This window comes from Tenacibaculum sp. nBUS_03, assembly GCF_051201695.1.
Lineage (GTDB): Bacteria > Bacteroidota > Bacteroidia > Flavobacteriales > Flavobacteriaceae > Polaribacter.
This window is the reverse complement of the sequence record NZ_CP179214.1, coordinates 3,897,105-3,914,406: the sequence shown is the minus strand read 5'-3', so window position 1 is coordinate 3,914,406 and position 17,302 is coordinate 3,897,105. Positions and strand designations below refer to the sequence as shown.

The 17,302-nt window shown below is 32.3% G+C and carries 12 protein-coding genes; 10 read left to right on the top strand and 2 right to left on the bottom strand.

The window, feature by feature from the left end:
* The first annotated feature begins 34 nt into the window (after positions 1 to 34).
* The 4 genes from trkA to ACMFBB_RS17910 all read left to right on the top strand — a co-directional run bounded on the left by trkA (position 35) and on the right by ACMFBB_RS17910 (position 4,318).
* Positions 35 to 1,381, top strand: a complete 1,347-nt coding sequence (gene trkA / locus ACMFBB_RS17925) for a Trk system potassium transporter TrkA (RefSeq protein WP_435262102.1) — start codon at positions 35 to 37, stop codon at positions 1,379 to 1,381.
* Positions 1,381 to 2,880 (top strand): TrkH family potassium uptake protein, encoded by a 1,500-nt coding sequence (locus ACMFBB_RS17920; protein WP_435262101.1) that lies wholly within the window; start codon positions 1,381 to 1,383, stop codon positions 2,878 to 2,880. Before trkA ends, ACMFBB_RS17920 begins: the two co-directional genes overlap by 1 nt.
* Before the next feature lie 233 nt (positions 2,881 to 3,113).
* On the top strand, positions 3,114 to 3,677 hold the full coding sequence (locus tag ACMFBB_RS17915; RefSeq protein ID WP_435262100.1) for a phage tail protein: 564 nt from the start codon (positions 3,114 to 3,116) through the stop codon (positions 3,675 to 3,677).
* A gap of 80 nt (positions 3,678 to 3,757) precedes the next feature.
* Positions 3,758 to 4,318: a phage tail protein gene (locus ACMFBB_RS17910; protein WP_435262099.1), complete on the top strand. Its 561-nt coding sequence runs from the start codon at positions 3,758 to 3,760 to the stop codon at positions 4,316 to 4,318.
* 54 nt (positions 4,319 to 4,372) lie between these two features.
* Here the strand turns inward: ACMFBB_RS17910 and ACMFBB_RS17905 are convergent, their stop codons facing one another.
* A complete protein-coding gene (locus ACMFBB_RS17905; RefSeq protein ID WP_435262098.1) occupies positions 4,373 to 5,365 on the bottom strand; it encodes a hypothetical protein in 993 nt (330 codons plus the stop codon).
* 168 nt (positions 5,366 to 5,533) lie between these two features.
* On the opposite strand from ACMFBB_RS17905, the gene ACMFBB_RS17900 reads away from it, so the two are divergent.
* From ACMFBB_RS17900 to ACMFBB_RS17875, 6 genes are all read left to right on the top strand, one after another.
* On the top strand, positions 5,534 to 7,912 hold the full coding sequence (locus ACMFBB_RS17900) for a hypothetical protein (protein ID WP_435262097.1): 2,379 nt from the start codon (positions 5,534 to 5,536) through the stop codon (positions 7,910 to 7,912).
* On the top strand, positions 7,909 to 8,700 hold the full coding sequence (locus tag ACMFBB_RS17895; RefSeq protein ID WP_435262096.1) for a hypothetical protein: 792 nt from the start codon (positions 7,909 to 7,911) through the stop codon (positions 8,698 to 8,700). The genes ACMFBB_RS17900 and ACMFBB_RS17895 overlap by 4 nt, the downstream gene beginning before the upstream one ends.
* Before the next feature lie 37 nt (positions 8,701 to 8,737).
* On the top strand, positions 8,738 to 9,772 hold the full coding sequence (locus ACMFBB_RS17890; protein ID WP_435262095.1) for a T9SS type A sorting domain-containing protein: 1,035 nt from the start codon (positions 8,738 to 8,740) through the stop codon (positions 9,770 to 9,772).
* Positions 9,773 to 9,786: 14 nt separating this feature from the next.
* Positions 9,787 to 9,957, top strand: coding sequence for a hypothetical protein (locus tag ACMFBB_RS17885; RefSeq protein ID WP_435262094.1), 171 nt, complete (start codon positions 9,787 to 9,789; stop codon positions 9,955 to 9,957).
* Between the two features lie 201 nt (positions 9,958 to 10,158).
* Complete coding sequence (locus tag ACMFBB_RS17880; protein ID WP_435262093.1) at positions 10,159 to 13,140, top strand: lamin tail domain-containing protein; 2,982 nt, start codon at positions 10,159 to 10,161, stop codon at positions 13,138 to 13,140.
* Between the two features lie 204 nt (positions 13,141 to 13,344).
* Complete coding sequence (locus ACMFBB_RS17875; RefSeq protein ID WP_435262092.1) at positions 13,345 to 13,563, top strand: hypothetical protein; 219 nt, start codon at positions 13,345 to 13,347, stop codon at positions 13,561 to 13,563.
* Positions 13,564 to 13,638: 75 nt separating this feature from the next.
* On the opposite strand, the gene ACMFBB_RS17870 is transcribed toward ACMFBB_RS17875, so the two are convergent.
* Positions 13,639 to 17,292, bottom strand: coding sequence for a M1 family aminopeptidase (locus tag ACMFBB_RS17870; protein ID WP_435262091.1), 3,654 nt, complete (start codon positions 17,290 to 17,292; stop codon positions 13,639 to 13,641).
* Between the last annotated feature and the right edge of the window lie 10 nt (positions 17,293 to 17,302).

Here is a 17,302-nt window from a genome sequence, read left to right as displayed (position 1 = left end):
GTATCTTTGCATCTTATCTTTTATAATTTTAAATATGAAGATTATCATAGCCGGGGCTGGAGACGTAGGTTTTCATTTGGCTAAGCTTTTATCATACGAATCTCAAGATACGTATATTATAGATTTTGACGGAGCCAAACTTAACTATATAAACAACCACTTGGATGTTATTACCAAGAAAGGGGATGCTACTTCTATAAAATTACTGAAAGAAATTGGTATCAGTTCTGCAGATCTTTTATTAGCCGTGACTGAAAGTCAAAACACTAATTTTACTATTTCTGTCATTGGCAAGGCCTTAGGTGTAAAAAAAACAATTGCTAGAATAAACAATCCTGAGTTTTTAAATAACGATGTAATCAATTTTAAAGAATATGGTGTAGACTTTATGATTTCTCCGGAAGAGCTAGCTGCTAAAGAAATTAAACTTCTTTTAAACCAATCGTCTTTTAATGATACTGTAGCCTTTGAAAATGGAGTTTTTAACATTATGGGAACTACATTAGGTTATAAATCACCTATTCTAAATTTAACGGTAAAAGAAGTTAAAGAGAAATATTGCTTAGTAGATTTTATTACCATTGCAATAAAAAGAGAAGGAATAGCTCAAACTATAATTCCTCGAGGTGACACTGTATATAAAATTAATGATCAAGTTTATTTTTCTGTACCTAGCTATAGTATTAAAAAACTTCATCCTATTATAGGAAAAGAGCATGTTGATATTAACAATGTAATGATTCTTGGAGGTAGTAGTATTGGAGAAAAGACAGCTAGAAATTTATGTATTGATAACTTTAAAGTAAAATTAATAGAACGAAAAAAAGGAAAAGCTTTACAATTAGCTGAAAATCTAAGAAATACATTAGTTATTAACGGAGATGGAAGAAACTTAGAATTACTTGAAGAGGAAAACATAAGAGAAATGGACGCTTTTGTTGCTGTCACTGGTGATTCTGAAACAAACATTATGTCTTGTTTAGTTGCTAAATCAAAAGGTGTAAAAAAAACAGTTGCTTTGGTTGAAAATATGGATTACATCAACATCTCTCAAACCATCGGTATTGACACCCTAATTAATAAAAAATTAATTGCTGCTAGTAATATTTTTAGGCACATACGTAAAGGTGAAATCTTAGCATTGGCAAACCTTCATAACATTGATGCGGAAGTTTTTGAATTCGAAGTTCAACCCAATGCGAGAGTTACACAAAAAGTAGTAAAGGAATTACGTTTTCCAAGAGAAGCTATTATTGGAGGTGTTATTAGAGAAGGAAAAGCATTAATGTCTTTTGGAGACTTCCAATTACAAAGTGGTGACAAAGCTATTGTATTTTGTTTACCTGAAGCAATATCAATTGTAGAAGATTTATTCAACTAATGGAAAATCTTAACTTTAAACTTATTTATCGATTTTTAGGTTTAACAGCTGTTTTAAACGGCTTATTTATGTGGTTAGCAATCCCTTTTAGTTTGTACCACAATGAGAATGCAGTGTTAGGAATTTTAAATGCAGGTATAATAACTGTTACCATTGGCCTTTTACTTTTTTTCTTTAACAAACCTATTTCAAAAAAAATCCAAAAAAAAGAAGGATATTTAATCGTAACATTAGGATGGTTAACATTATCATTTACAGGAATGCTACCCTATCTATTATCAGGTACAATATCATCTATTCCTAATGCCTTTTTCGAAACTATTTCGGGCTATTCAACTACTGGTTCTTCTATATTAACTGATATTGAATCTATGCCTAAAGGAATTCTTTTTTGGCGAAGTGCAACACATTGGATTGGTGGTATGGGAATAATAGTACTAACTATAGCCATTCTTCCTTTATTGGGTATTGGAGGAATGCAATTATTTATGGCTGAAGCTCCTGGTCCTTCCGCCGATAAATTACATCCCAGAATAACTGATACCGCTAAAAGATTATGGTTAATTTATGTTCTTTTAACTTTTATTGAATTTATTTTACTAAAAGTTGCAGGTATGACATGGTTTGATGCTATAAACCACGCTATGGCAACTGTAAGTACTGGTGGGTTTTCAACAAAAAACTCTAGTATAGCTTATTATAACAATATGCCAGCAATACAATATATAATTACTATTTTCATGTTTATAGCTGGTACCAATTTTGTTCTTACATATTTTGCTTTAAAAGGCAAGATTCAAAAGGTTTTACGAAATGAAGAATTTAGATATTATCTATTCAGTGTACTAGGAATTTCAACAATTATTGCCTTTACTATCATCTTTTTTCAAGATCCTAATTTAAATACAAACATAGAACACCCAATGGTGCTCGGCAAAGTAGAAAGTGCCTTTCGTCATTCATTTTTTTCTGTAATTTCTGTAATCACAACTACAGGTTTTGTAACTGCAGATTTCACCATGTGGAATTTCTTCATTACTGCAATTTTCTTTGCTTTATTTTTCTTAGGAGGATCAGCAGGTTCAACCTCTGGAGGAGTAAAAATTGTTCGTCATATTGTACTACTTAAAAGTAGTTTTTTAGAATTTAAAAAATCATTACACCCTAATGCCATAATACCTGTTCGTTACGATGGAAAAGCTGTTAGTCAAACTATAGTTTTTAACATCTTGTCATTCTTTGTATTGTATATGTTAATTTTCATTCTAGGGACAGTAATTTTAGCTTTTTTAGGATTAGATATTAAATCTGCTTTAGGAGCATGTGCCTCGTCTTTAGGGAATATAGGTCCCGCAATTGGTAGTGTTAGTCCTGTTGATAATTTTGCCCATTTATCTGTTGGGGCTAAATGGTTTTGTTCGTTTTTAATGCTTATCGGGCGTTTAGAGTTATTCACTGTTTTAATACTTTTAACCCCATTTTTCTGGAGAAAAAACTAAGCTGATTTTCAAAAGATTAAACTATTCATAAACTTTTATTCCTCAAAAAAGAGCGTTCAAACCTAAAAAGTGTGCGTTCAAGCTAAAACACTGTTTCTCATAGCCTAAAAAAAATAACTTTGTATACAAGAAAACAGAGTTTTTTTGTTCGTGGGTTATATTTCCTATATTCGCACTAGTATTAATTTACTGATAAACAAAATTTAAAATATTAACTACTTATTATTATTATTATGGAAGATGGATATATTGGAGAAATCCGATTATGGGGTCCAAATTGGACTCCAAGAAATTGGGCATTCTGTCAAGGACAGTTATTAGCTATTGCTCAGAACAACGCCCTATTTTCATTACTCGGAACAATTTATGGTGGTGACGGAAGAACTACTTTTGCTTTACCTGATTTAAGAGGTAGAACCGCCATTGGTTCAGGACGTGGGCCAGGATTAAGTGATTATGTGATTGGAGCTAAAGCAGGTCAAGAATCTGTCACATTGAATGTATCTGAAATACCTTCTCATAACCATACCGCCATATCGAAACTATCTGTAAGTTCAGCAAACGCAACCAAATCGCAAGCAACTACAGGGTCTTCAATAGGAACTCCAGTAACTCCAAGTGGAAGAAGTGCTATTCAAACTTATGGTTTCAATGATGCAACTCCTGATGTAGATTTAGGTTCAAATCCTGTTACTGTAGGAAATACGGGTGGAAATCTATCACACGAAAACAGACAACCTTTTGGTGTCCTCAATTATATTATATGCTTACAAGGAATTTATCCTTCAAGAAATTAAGTATTCACGATATCGTAACTGCTAATTTCGACACTAATTTTTACAAGCGAATAAAATGTTAACAAAAAAATACAATTCTTATGGAAGGATATACTGGTGAAGTTCGATTATGGGGACCCAATTGGGCTCCAAGAAACTGGGCTCTTTGTCAAGGGCAATTACAATCTATTGCTCAAAATTCTGCCTTATTCTCGTTAATAGGCACAATATACGGTGGAGACGGAAGAACTACTTTTGCGTTACCCGATCTGAGGGGACGAGCAGCTATTGGGTCTGGACAAGGACCTGGTTTATCACCTTACCCAACAGGTGCAATGGGAGGTATCGAAGAGGTTACTCTTAATATTCTAGAAATACCCTCTCACACGCACGTTGCGGTAACAAAACCAAAAGTAAGTTCAGCAAACGCTACAAAATCACAAGCTACCACTGGATCATCTATTGCAACTCCCGTCACTCCAAATGGAAGAAGTGTTATTCAAACCTATGGTTTTAATGATGCAACCCCTGATGTTGAATTAGGTCAATCATCAGTTATTGTAGGAAATGCAGGTGGAAGTAGATCTCATGAAAACAGACAACCTTTTGGTGTAGTTAATTACATAATTTGTTTATACGGTACTTTTCCGTCAAGAAACTAAAATTGAATATTTATTATTAAATAACAAAAGACCTTTTTATAGGTCTTTTGTTATTTAATAATAAACCAACACTCTCCATATTGGAATATCCTTAGTAGAATAATTCAACCTATAATTTTCTTTCTCAATATTATATATTGAAGAAACACAATAAGGCATAGTTAATAATGACTCTCCTTTTTTTAGAATTTCATCCTTAAATATCTTTACCTCTGTATATATACAAATATCTGGATAAAGTTCGGTACCTTCTGACTTAGCAAAAACTTCCGAATCAAATTCATAAAAATTTTCTTCGTTAAAAGATGTTTTTTTATTTAGTTTGAATAATATCTTACTTTCTTGTTCTGAATAATCCCCATCATCTCTTTCTCCCTTTCTTAATTCTTCAATAAAAGAAATTTCTTTTGCGTAAAAAGAATTTTGAGTACTTACTTTAATCTCTTGCGGTACTAAAAAACCATCCTTTTTTAACATAGGTACAATATTTTTGGTTATCATAACTTGAGGTTCTTTTGTTAAAGCCACATCCATTGTTTCTGAAATCACCAAATGATATTCTTCCTTCAAACCTTTATAAACACTTGCATCATCAATTACATACTCTTTGATATATTTCTCAAAACCTAGATACTCGACTATTTGCCTTAAACATTTTATTGAGCTTTCATGAATATCTATAACCGTTACATTTATCTCTTCATTTTTAAACTCAGACAATATAGGAATGATTAATGTTCCGTATGGACCACTTCCTGCATATAGAACATTAATAACCTCTCCAGGAAACATTTTTTTTAACTCTAAAACACATGCATAAATGCCTTTTATAAACTTAGTAGTTCTTAAATGATCTATAATGCAATCAGCAGCATGCTCATGAGATAAAGCTATTCCTCCATTTATTTTAGTCGAAGAATCCATTTTTGAATTCAACAAAAGCTTATCGGAAAGCTTCTCGTAAAAATTAAATAAAGTAGTTGCTGCATTTTTAGATTCAGTAAACGTCTTAGAATTAATTATTTCAGAAAATATTTCGCGTAACATGTATTTTTTTTGCACAAATTAAGACATTAAAATTAATTCCATTCCTCATTTTTCAACTTTAATGGATTATTATAGCACTCTTATACCATAAATACTTTTAAAAAAAACTTAAGTTTCTAATTTAGTAGCATTTAAGCTATATTTGATTTCTAACTTAACCGAAAAATTATGAATCTAAAAACTACTCATTTTTACCATTCAAAAAAGCTATACTCTGCTTTTTTTATTATGCTCTGTCTATTGTCAGTGCCTTGTTTTTCTCAAACTACAGAAGATTTTGAAGATGAAACAAACTCTTCAAAATCATTTACCAATAATGGGCAGACCTTCACTACTGTGGATTCTGCAGAAACTTATGATGTTAATTCTACTACTTCTGGTTCAGGATGGAATGGAAGTACTTCCGATGATGTATTTCTTGATAATTCCGATGCTGTCACTGTAGGTGGAGGAACATCTTTAAATATTAAATCTAGTGATGGGACTGATTTTCTAATAAAAAGCTTTTACCTATACATAGCTCAATTTAATGCAACTCAAAACCCCACTAGTTTAAATGTAACTATATTAGGTAAGAAAGATGGTAATAATGTTTTCACATTCACTAAAACATCTGGCTTTTCGGATATCCCTTCAGGCTCTCCTAACAATGGTTTTACACTAATTGATTTTTCCTCAGAAGGAGGAAGTGATAACACAAACTCGAGCATTGACGAAATTATAATAACCACTACTGGAAATGCTGACTACCTTGCCCTTGATGGATTTAGATGGGACGTTATTCCCTGTGCTGCCCCTGACATACCAACAATAACTGCCACTACTCCAACTATTTGTAAAGGAGGAAACACCAATTTAAATATTTCCAATAGCTCAAGTTTAAATGACGCTACGAATTGGCATATCTATACAGGATCATGCGGAGGTACTCTAATAGGAGTTACCGCTACTGGCACTTTTAATGTAAGTCCAACCACCACTACAACTTACTATATCCGTGGAGAGGGTGGTTGTGTAACACCAGGAAGCTGCGGAGCAGTAACGGTTACTGTAAATGATGCACCCGATGCTTCCTTTAACTACGATGCTTCAACGTATTGTAAAAACGGTTCTGACCCAACACCAACTATTACGGAGTATGGAGGATTTTTTACTTCCTCACCTGCTGGTATTGCTATGAATATTACCACAGGAAAAATAAACCTTACCACTTCTGATGCAGGAACATATACCATAACGTATACCACTACTGATGGATCGTGTTCTAACGCTACCAGTACAACCATAACCATCAATCAAGATGATGCCTCATTTAGATATGATGCTCCGGCTTTCTGTGTGGATTCATCCGATCCATTACCGAACAGTATTGCATCTCCTGGTGGAACTTTTTCTTCTGCAGCAGGATTAAATATAAATACAACCACGGGTAAAATTGACGTTTCCGCTTCCACTCCTGGAACCTATACGGTTTCGTATACAACCACTGGAGCATGCCCTAATACTTCAACGAAATCTGTAACGATTTATCCGTTAGACGACGCATCTTTTAGTTATGCTTCTGCAACTTACTGCTCGAATGATATGAATCCAGCACCGAACAATATTGCAACTCCTGGTGGAACTTTTTCTTCTCCAGGAGGTTTAAGTATAGATTCAACCACTGGTAGAATTAATACTTACGCTTCTGCACCTGGAACCCATACGGTTGTCTATACAACAGCCGGTAACTGTCCAAATTCAGCAACAACAACTGTGACCATAAACACTGCAGAAGACGCTTCTTTTGCCTATCCCGCTTATGCTTACTGCCTAGATGCACCGGACCCATCGCCTAGTGCTATTGCTTCTCCTGGTGGAACTTTTTCGTCTACTCCTGGGTTGGCGATTGCTGCGAATGGAACTATAGATGTTTCCGCTTCCACTCCTGGAACCTATACTATTAGGTATACAAAAACTGGAATATGTCCGAATTCCGCTACAACTAGTATGACTATTAAAGCTTTAGACGACGCTTCTTTTAGCTATCCCGCTTCGGCTTACTGCGTTAATGCGTCTGACCCATCACCAAATAGCATTGCTACTCCTGGTGGAACATTCTCTTCTACCAATGGTTTGGTGATTGCCTCAAACGGAACTATTGATGTGTCTGCTTCAACTCCTGGAACATATTCTATTACGTATACAACCGCTGGAGCCTGTCCGAATTCAGCTTCGGCTAATCTTACCATTAATGCTTTAGATGACGCTTCTTTTAGCTATGGGGCTGCAGCGTATTGTAGTAATGCTTCTGACCCTTCTCCAACCATTACTGGTTTAACAGGAGGTTCGTTCTCATCAACTCCTGGTTTAGTAATTGCTTCGAATGGAACGATTGATGTTTCGGCATCTACTCCTAATACATATACTGTAACCTATACAACAGCTGGAGCCTGTCCTAATTCATCCACTACGAGTGTAACCATAAATGCTCTAGACGATCCTCGTTTACGTATGGCACAACTGCCATTTGTCTTAATTCACCTAATAAAGCACCTACCATCGTGAATTCTCCTGGAGGAACTTTCTCTTCTACCCCTGGTTTATCGATTGATGCTAATGGATTAATTAAAGTTTCCGAATCTACGCCTGGAACATATCGCATCACATACACAACAAATGACAATTGCCCTAACTCAGCTGGGTTATTCATGACCATTAACGCTTTAGATGATGCATCTTTTAGTTATGGAGCTTCATCATACACAACGGAAGATGCCGATCCTTCTCCCACCATTACTGGATTAACGGGAGGAACCTTTTCAGCAGCAGGAGGTTTAGATATAAACGCTTCTACTGGAGTAATTGACATTTCGGCATCTACACCTGGTTCATATGTTGTGACTTATGCAACTGCTGGTACGTGTCCAAATTCGTCTACTTTTAATATAGACATACACTACAATACATATACTTGGACTGGAAATACTGACAATAATTGGAATAATACTTCTAACTGGAACAATAATATGGTTCCTCATAGTGGTGGCAATGTAACTATCCCTAATGGGATAACCAATTACCCTACAGCTACATCTGGTATAACGGTGAACAGTATAACCTTAAATGATGGTGCTTCTTTTATCGCTCAAGCTTCTGTAAATGGATCTATTACCTATAACAGAAACCTTCCAACTACCAATTGGCATTTGGTTTCAGCTCCTGTTTCTGGAGAGACTCTTGACGATGTAATTGCCAATAATGATCTTGCTTCTGGTACAGGAGGAAATTTAGGGTTAGGATATTATTTAAACAATACTGGTCCCTGCCTGGATATATGCTCAAACTACATCTAACATTGGTATCGCTAATGGACTTGGTATATCTATAAAATTGGCAAACCCTGGTACTCTAACCGTTTCTGGTAGTTTGAATACTACTGATATTATTATTCCAATATCAATGGGTTCTCGAACTAATTTTAACTTATTAGGAAACCCGTTTACTTCTTACGTGAATTCTGCTACTTTTGCAACTACTAATTCTTCTTTACTTTCTGAGGAAACATTATGGTTGTGGGATGGAACTAAATATGTAACATACAATGCCATTTCTCCTATAGAATTGGCTCCTGGGCAAGGATTCTTTGTCGAAGCTTCAAGTAGTGGAAACGTAACTTTTGCAGCTACGAATCAAAGCCATCAAACTACGGATACATTCATAAGAGCTTTTGAAAATTCTTATCCAACTTTCGAATTATTTGTTGAAAGACAAGATGAGAAAAATTCTACTAAAGTGTTTTACGTAGACGGAAAAACAACATCTTTCGACAACGGGTACGATTCTAAAATGTTTAGTGAAGATACTTCTGATTTAAAAATATTTACTGAATTAATCACTAATAATAAAGGTAAAAAATTAGCGATTCAAACATTACCTAATAGTGGTTTCGAAAATATGATAGTGCCAGTTGGACTTCAAGCGAAAGCAGGAAAATCAATAGAAATATCTGTCAAAGGCACTAACTTCCCAGAAGGTATTAACGTATATTTAGAAGACAGGATTAATAATGTTTTTACTAATTTATCTGAGGAAAACTATACTATTACTCTTGATAAAGATGCCAACGGAATAGGTCAATTCTATATTCATACATCTTCTGAAAGATTGAGTACCGATAACGTAAATCAATTATTAGAAAATGTAAGTATCTATAGATCTTCTAAAAATCAATTAACTATAGCTGGATTACAATCAGAAAAAGCTTCTTTAACTTTGTATTCAATACTTGGTAAGAAAATTACTACTAAAAAATTCAAAACAAATGGTACTGCAATTATTACTCTTCCTGAAATTGCTTCAGGAGTGTACGTAGTAGAATTATCATCTGAATTAGGAAAGCTAAGTAAGAAAATTATTGTTCAATAATAAAAAATAGAATCATGAAAAAACAAGTTAAAAATAACGATACTGATATAACTCGTAAAGAAGCTCTAAAAAAAATAGGTAATTATGGTAAATATACTGCTTTAACAGCTTTAGGGACGTATATATTACTGAATCCTAAAAAAGCTCAGGCGCAAAGCCCTGAATCACCAGGTGATGGTTTCTAATTGTAAATAAAGAATAGCATAAAGCCTCAAGAAAAATCTTGAGGCTTTTTATTTACTCAAAAATATCATTATTCATTATAATTTAAAGCTTAAGTAAAAATTAACAACTGTAAATCAACAAATTAAACATTAATTATACTGAAAAAAATTTTTCTTATCATTATTTTTTATTTAAGTTTAGCTACTTAAAAAGAAAAAACTATGAAAAGAAAAAACAATTTCGCTTTTGCGACGGTTTTCCTGTTGTGCTATTTTTTAATTTCCACCACCTACAGTCAAGTAATTAATGATAACTTCAATGATGGCACTATTACCGGTTGGACTGAAGGAACTAATGGCCACTGGACAAGTACTTCCGCATCTCCTATTAGTGGTTCCCATTCATTAAAGCACAATATATCAGGAGCAGCTGGAAAAAGTTATATCAGCAAAAGTATTTCAAACTTAAATTTAACAACTCAAAATATAACATGGCAATTCAACTTGAAAAACGGAAATTGGAATCCATCAAGTAAAAATAAGTTTTGGGTTTATTTAACCGCTAATGAATCTGATTTAGAATCTAGTACCATTGATGGATACGCTGTTGGAGTTAATTTATCTGGCACATCAGATATTTTAACCTTATGGAAAGTAACAAACGGAACCTCAGACATACCAATAATTACTTCCAAAATTGATTGGAAAGCCAACGATATTAAGGGGATTAAAATAACGAGAAGTATAAGTGGATTATGGGAGCTATTTGTTGATGAAAATGGTAATTTTGATTCTTTAAAGCTTGAAGGGAGTGCTACTAATAATGATTATATTGTAAAAAACTATTTTGGAATATATTTTGAATATACTAAAACTAGAGCTGGCTTGTTATGGATAGATGATATATTAGTTGAAGGCAAAACCCCTTCAATTAACCCAACGGTAAGCTTTAAATACAGCACTAGTTCTACTAATGAAAATACAACGACTTTCAACAAACAAATTCCGTTATTGTTTTCAAGTTACACATCTAACACCACAATTAATATTACAATTGACCCTACTAGCACAGCCGAAATAGAAGATTATAAATTAAATACTTCTTCGATAACCTTTACCTCCAATGAAACTCAAAATATCTCAATAGATATTAATAACGACCTAGACACAGATGATGAAACAATCATTTTAAAGTTAATGGTTATTGGCGGCAGTGCAGATATAAATATTAACACACATACTTTGACCATTACTGATAATGATTTACCCAAGATTATTATTAATGAAATTTTGGCTGATCCTACTGGAATAGATGCTAATGGAGATGGAATAACTAATACTTCTCAAGATGAATTTATTGAATTGATTAACACAGATATTATCTCTTATAACCTTAAAGATTATAGCATTTCTGATGCTAGTTCTATTCGCCATACTTTTGGAAATATAACGATACCTCCTGGACAATCTATAGTCATTTTTGGAGGTGGAACACCAACTGTTATTCCAGGTATAGCAGTAAAAGCTTCAACAGGACGACTTAGCTTAAATAATACTGGAGATATGGTTTCTTTAAAAAATAATAATAGTATCGTAATTACTTCTCATACTTACGGAAGTGAAGCAAATTCAAATCAATCTATAGCAAGAAGCGATGATCTGATTGGTAACTTTGTAAAGCATACATTAATATCATCTAATTCACAAAAAGCAACACCAGGTAAATACAATGTTTCAAATTTGCCCATTTCAACAATTACTTGGAAAGGTACTATTGATACTAACTGGAAAAACCCTTCAAATTGGAGCACAGGAAATACTCCTAATATTTCAGATGAGGTTTTAATTTTAAAAACAATTAATCAACCTACAATTAATTTTTCTACATCTTTACAAAAAGTAACTTTTGCTTCTGGCAGTTCTTTAATAGCTAACGCTTCTGTAGAAGGAGCATTTACTTACAAAAGAAACCTAAAAACAAACAATTGGTATTTAGTATCTTCTCCATTAAAATTAGAAACTATTGAAAACTTAATTTCTAACAATGAATTTGCTAGGGGATCAGAAAAAAATATTGGCTTTGCACCTTATAAAAATAATGGTTCAACATGGAACTATTTCTCCAATGCCTCAACTGGTATTATGCCTCCTGGAAAAGGATATTCAGTAAAATTAAATACTAGTAATGATTTAAAATTTAATGGTCGTATAAATAATGTTCCTGTTACTTTACCTATAACACAAGCATCAAACAATTTTAATTTAATTGGAAACCCATTTACCTCCTATATCAATCTTGGTACTTTTTTAACAAACAATTCAAGGGCTTTAACAGAAGAAACCGTATGGTTATGGAACCAAGAAACTAATAATTATGATTTAAAAATGAGCGGTATAGATGGAAACTTTCAAATAGCGCCAACCCAAGCGTTTTTTGTTAGTGCTAATAGCAACTCAAACATCACCTTCAGCACTACGAATCAAAGCCACCAACTTGACACATTTCAACGAAATGAAAGAACAGAGATTGAAGTAATAATAACAGAAAATAAAAACTCTAGAGCAACCAAGTTATTTTATTTAAATGGAGCAACTACTGGATTTGATAATGGTTACGACGGAACAATGTATGACGGTGTTTCTTCAAGTTTTGCAATCTATTCTCAATTAGTTAGTAATAATCAAAATGAAAATTTAGCAATCCAATCTTTACCTATTAACAACTTAGATACTCTTATTATTCCTATTGGGATAAAAGCTAAAGCAGGAAAAACCTTAAATTTCTCTATTAAATCAACTAACTTACCTTCTGATATACAAGTTTACTTAGAAGACAGAAAAAAAAATACTTTTACAAACCTATCTACCAAAAAATATACAATTACCCTTGAGAAAGACATGAATGACGTTGGTCAGTTCTATATACATACAACTTCTAAAAAGTTAGGCACAAATGATAAAAAAGAACTGATGAAAAATGTAAATATTTACAGGTCTTCAAAAAGTGAATTAACAATTACAGGATTAGAATCTGAGAAATTCTCTTTTATTCTATACACTATTCTTGGTGAAAAAATAATTACCAAGGAATTCAAATCAAATGGCAATGCAATTATTGGTATATCTAAAATAACTCCTGGAATTTATATTGCAGAGGTAATCTCTAAAAATGGTGCTATTAGCAAAAAGGTGTCTATAAATTAACAACAATAAAGGTTGTAACATATTTTACAACCTTTTTTCAAAACTATTAAAATCGTAAAAAACAACTTTTAACATGTTTTACTTTTCATTCAACTACACTTTAAAGGAGTTTATCTAATGTAATACATAAAACTTTTTATATTCTTTAAATTTACACCAAACAACTGATAAACAAACACTTATCTAGCCCTAAGAAATAATATTATGATAACCGATTTTATTCTTAAAAAGTTATCTTTTGAATATGTTACGTATGACAGCCTTTTAAGCGGAATACATTATAATTTTAATCACCCAACAAAAGGAAAATTTACTGCTTTATTAAGAGACAAGTACACAAATGTAGAAATAGACTCCATTGATTTATCAATAAACCTAATTTTCAATAGTATACATGACTTAGAAGAGTGGATAGCTAATTAATTCTCGTAAAAAAAACAAGTGATAATTAAAAATCATCACTTGCTTAAAAATTATTTTAAATAAATTAACTAATTGTTACAGTTTCCTCCTATTATCGTCAGACTTTGTGTCAATTAATTTATTGTATGGATCCACCCCTACTTCAACAGGTTTATTATCAACTACAATAGATACTCTATTATTAACCTGAGTAATTTTGTGTTTTTTCAAATATAATTCTACTTCTTTCTTTTCACCTCCAATCTCTTCTTCTCCAAAGATTCCTATATCAATATAATCTTTTAGAGGAACAGATAAAATAGGCTTTTTCATTTTTGCTGTTTTATAAGAAATTGTATCTCCAACTTGTTCTCCGTAATAACGCTTTCCTTTATCATTATTTCTGTATTTACTAACATTAAATTCAATATCTACTTGATATTTACCATTATCTAATTTTTTCGAAGAAACATCTACTACTCTATTTCTATACAACGTAACCGTTTCAAACATATCTTTAATCGTATATTTCAAACTATCCGGCACAACTTTTTCTATGTAATCAACCATTTCAATCGATGTTGTATACGGAGCTTCTTGAAATTTTACTTTTTCAACATACTCTTTTAGCGCTCCATTCAATTTCTCTTCACCAATATAATCACTCAATGCATAAAATATTAAAGATCCTTTTTGGTAATGAATATATCCTTGACCGTCATTATACATTAATGGCTTTTCACGTTTTCGTTCCATAGCTCTTTGCGTTAAGTAACCATCTAATGACTTCTTCAAAAACTTTCTCATTTCTGTTTTCCCTGCTTTATGTTCTAAAACTTTTAAGGAAACATACTCAGACAAGCTCTCCGATAACATTGTTGCTCCTAAAACATCTGCACCTATAACTTGATGTGCCCACCATTGATGTGCTAATTCATGAACAGTAACCGCAAATGGGTAGTCAACTCCTTCATCTTTTTTATCTACATCAGCAATAAATCCAATAGACTCAGAAAAAGGGATTGTATTAGGGAATGATTGAGCAAAGGTTCCTCCAGTCTTTGGAAATTCTATAATACGAACTTGCTTATGTTGATAAGGGCTAAAGTTTTTAGAATTATAATCTAAAGAAGCTTTAATTCCTTTCATCATTCTCTCTAAATTATACTCATGACCTTTTTGGTAATAAATCTCAAGATTCACATCATTCCATGCATCTTTCTTGATTTCATATTTAGCGGATATGAATGCGTAAAAGTTTAATATTTTACTATCCATCTTGTAATGAAAATACTTACGTCCATCTTTTACCCATTCTTTTTGCAAGTACCCAGGAGCAATTGCTATTTGATCTTCATCGGTACTAACAGTAGCTTCAAAATCAATCCAGTCACTATCTCTTGAAATATAGGTATTCCCTAAAGCAGTACTATCAGATGGATGAGGCTTCAAATCATTTTTACCTAAACCATATTTCTTTCGAGTTTTATTATCTCTTAATTCTCCTCCGTCAGAGTACCCAAATGAAGGATAAATTCCACTATTCATAAAGGTACCATTTCTACGAACTGGAGAGTTCTTTCTAAAAAAATTATTTAGTTTATTTTTAACTGTAAATTTTAGTTCTAAACTGTCTCCTGGTTGTAATGGAGTTTTTAATTTATAGATATCAAAGTTTTGAATAGTATCCTCTAGTACTAAGGTTGTTGATTTATTAAACTCAAAGGTACTTGGATAATTATTATGATTCAAAAACAAACTATCTATTACCTCATTTGTTTTATTAATCATTTTATAAGTTCCAGAAGACTTAAAATCATAGGTTTTTGGAAAAATATTCATATCAACATTTACAGCAACAATTCTTGGTTGTGCTTTTCCTTGATATTTTTTATAATCTTTTTCCCATTTTACTCGTAACTCTTCACGTTCTTTTCTAGATGTTCTCTCATTTTTTATATTATTTTCATAATAAATTCTTCCTCCTAGGGTAAAAAAAGCGATTAAAAACAGTCCAAATACAGTTATAGTTTTAACTGTTAATCGATTTTTAAAGATAGATACTCTTTCTTTAAAGGAGTGTGGTATGCCACGAACCCAAAATAAGCTTGTTAATACTAATAATACTATACCTCCTAAAGTCCAATATCCTTTATATAGTAAATAACTTTTTAATGAAGCCCCATAGCCATTCATATCTGAATATCTAAAACCTGGTCCTTGATTGTATTTGAAAATTGATTGCTCTATACCTGCAAAGGTTAAAAAAGGAAGTCCAAAATTAATTACAATTAAAATAAATAACCCTACATATGGGTTTCCTACCAAAGTTTGAATAAACAATGCTAACAATGCCCAAACTGCAAAATGTATAAACTGTAAAACAAACAACTCATATATATAGTGAGTAAGCTCATAATTATAAAACCCTTTATATGTTTGGTAAATAATTCCAGCAAACATAACAACTGCTAACAAAACTAACTGAACCTTTAACAATGCTATTAATTTAGACAACCACAAAACCCAGTTAGGAGTTGGTGTTACATCAATTAAATGATTAGTTTGTGACATTTTACTCCTATGCACTAACATCCCAGCATATAAAAATGTAATAATATTTATCGACAGCGTAAACGCAGCTGCACCGCTTCGTAACATTTCCCATGTTACTGGTAACGTTTTTGTACCAAATATTAACCCAGTTTCAGATAAGGTTATTACAATTAAAATCAACCCTACTAAAACAATTGCTATAAAAGGCAATGCCGTTACTATATACTTAAAATCTATATTGGATAACTTCCAAGTATTTTTTAAGTTTTGATTAAATGAAAAATTATAATTTACAGTAGGTAAATTAATTCTTGTTACGCTTCCAAAATTCTTTTTTGTAACTCTGTTTCCTTTTTCTTTTTTGAAAAAAGACAACGTTATGGCATTTTGACTAAACGAAAACTTTCTATACACCGCTACAAATATTAATGTAGCAACAGCTAACCAAATTAATCGATTATAAATAACAATTCCTTTAAATGGTAAAGCCGCCTCATTTTGTTCTGCTAACGTCCAATAACGTGAATAATAATTTAAAGATGCATCACCGTATGGATCTATTAATCCTGCTAAAAGTCTATTCCCTTCTTCAGACAAAAGACTCTGCATCAACCCTTGAACTAACATCAATAAAATAACAGTAATAAAACCAGCTGCTATATTTCTAGTAAAAGTTACAACTGCAAAAACAATAGCTCCAAATAATAAGGAGTTAGGAATAACATACACTAAATACGAATGTAAATAGGCTACAAGATTAAATGCATTTACTATTTCAGGATTGGTTCCTGGTAATCGAAACCCTATAACAACTCCTAATCCAATAACTAAAACTATTAAAGAAACAATCAGTAAACCACTTAAAAACTTAGCGAACAAATAACTAGCTTTCGTAAATGGATACGAGTATAAAATTGAATGCATTTCACTTTTATAATCTCTAAAAATTGTAACTCCAATAATAGAAGGAAATAAGAAAAATATTAATTGAGCAGTACCAGCAAACATACCGTAAATACCAATTGGAGAGTTTACAATTTTACTACCTCCTACTGAACCTGACATCGAGTCAAAAAAACCAGCTGTCCCTCCTGCAAAAAGTGTAGCAATAATAAAAAATATTGCAAGATAAATATAGAATGCCGGTTTTTTAAACCAGTAATTTATTTCGTGTTTAAATATTGTAGAAAACATATATTTTATT

Excerpts from the sequence above, each read along its gene's own strand:
- trkA (WP_435262102.1), top strand. The coding sequence starts at position 35 with ATGAAGATTATCATAGCCGGGGCTGGAGACGTAGGTTTTCATTTGGCT.
- ACMFBB_RS17920 (WP_435262101.1), top strand. The coding sequence starts at position 1,381 with ATGGAAAATCTTAACTTTAAACTTATTTATCGATTTTTAGGTTTAACA.
- ACMFBB_RS17915 (WP_435262100.1), top strand. The coding sequence starts at position 3,114 with ATGGAAGATGGATATATTGGAGAAATCCGATTATGGGGTCCAAATTGG.
- ACMFBB_RS17910 (WP_435262099.1), top strand. The coding sequence starts at position 3,758 with ATGGAAGGATATACTGGTGAAGTTCGATTATGGGGACCCAATTGGGCT.
- ACMFBB_RS17905 (WP_435262098.1), bottom strand. The coding sequence starts at position 5,365 with ATGTTACGCGAAATATTTTCTGAAATAATTAATTCTAAGACGTTTACT.
- ACMFBB_RS17900 (WP_435262097.1), top strand. The coding sequence starts at position 5,534 with ATGAATCTAAAAACTACTCATTTTTACCATTCAAAAAAGCTATACTCT.
- ACMFBB_RS17885 (WP_435262094.1), top strand. The coding sequence starts at position 9,787 with ATGAAAAAACAAGTTAAAAATAACGATACTGATATAACTCGTAAAGAA.
- ACMFBB_RS17880 (WP_435262093.1), top strand. The coding sequence starts at position 10,159 with ATGAAAAGAAAAAACAATTTCGCTTTTGCGACGGTTTTCCTGTTGTGC.
- ACMFBB_RS17875 (WP_435262092.1), top strand. The coding sequence starts at position 13,345 with ATGATAACCGATTTTATTCTTAAAAAGTTATCTTTTGAATATGTTACG.
- ACMFBB_RS17870 (WP_435262091.1), bottom strand. The coding sequence starts at position 17,292 with ATGTTTTCTACAATATTTAAACACGAAATAAATTACTGGTTTAAAAAA.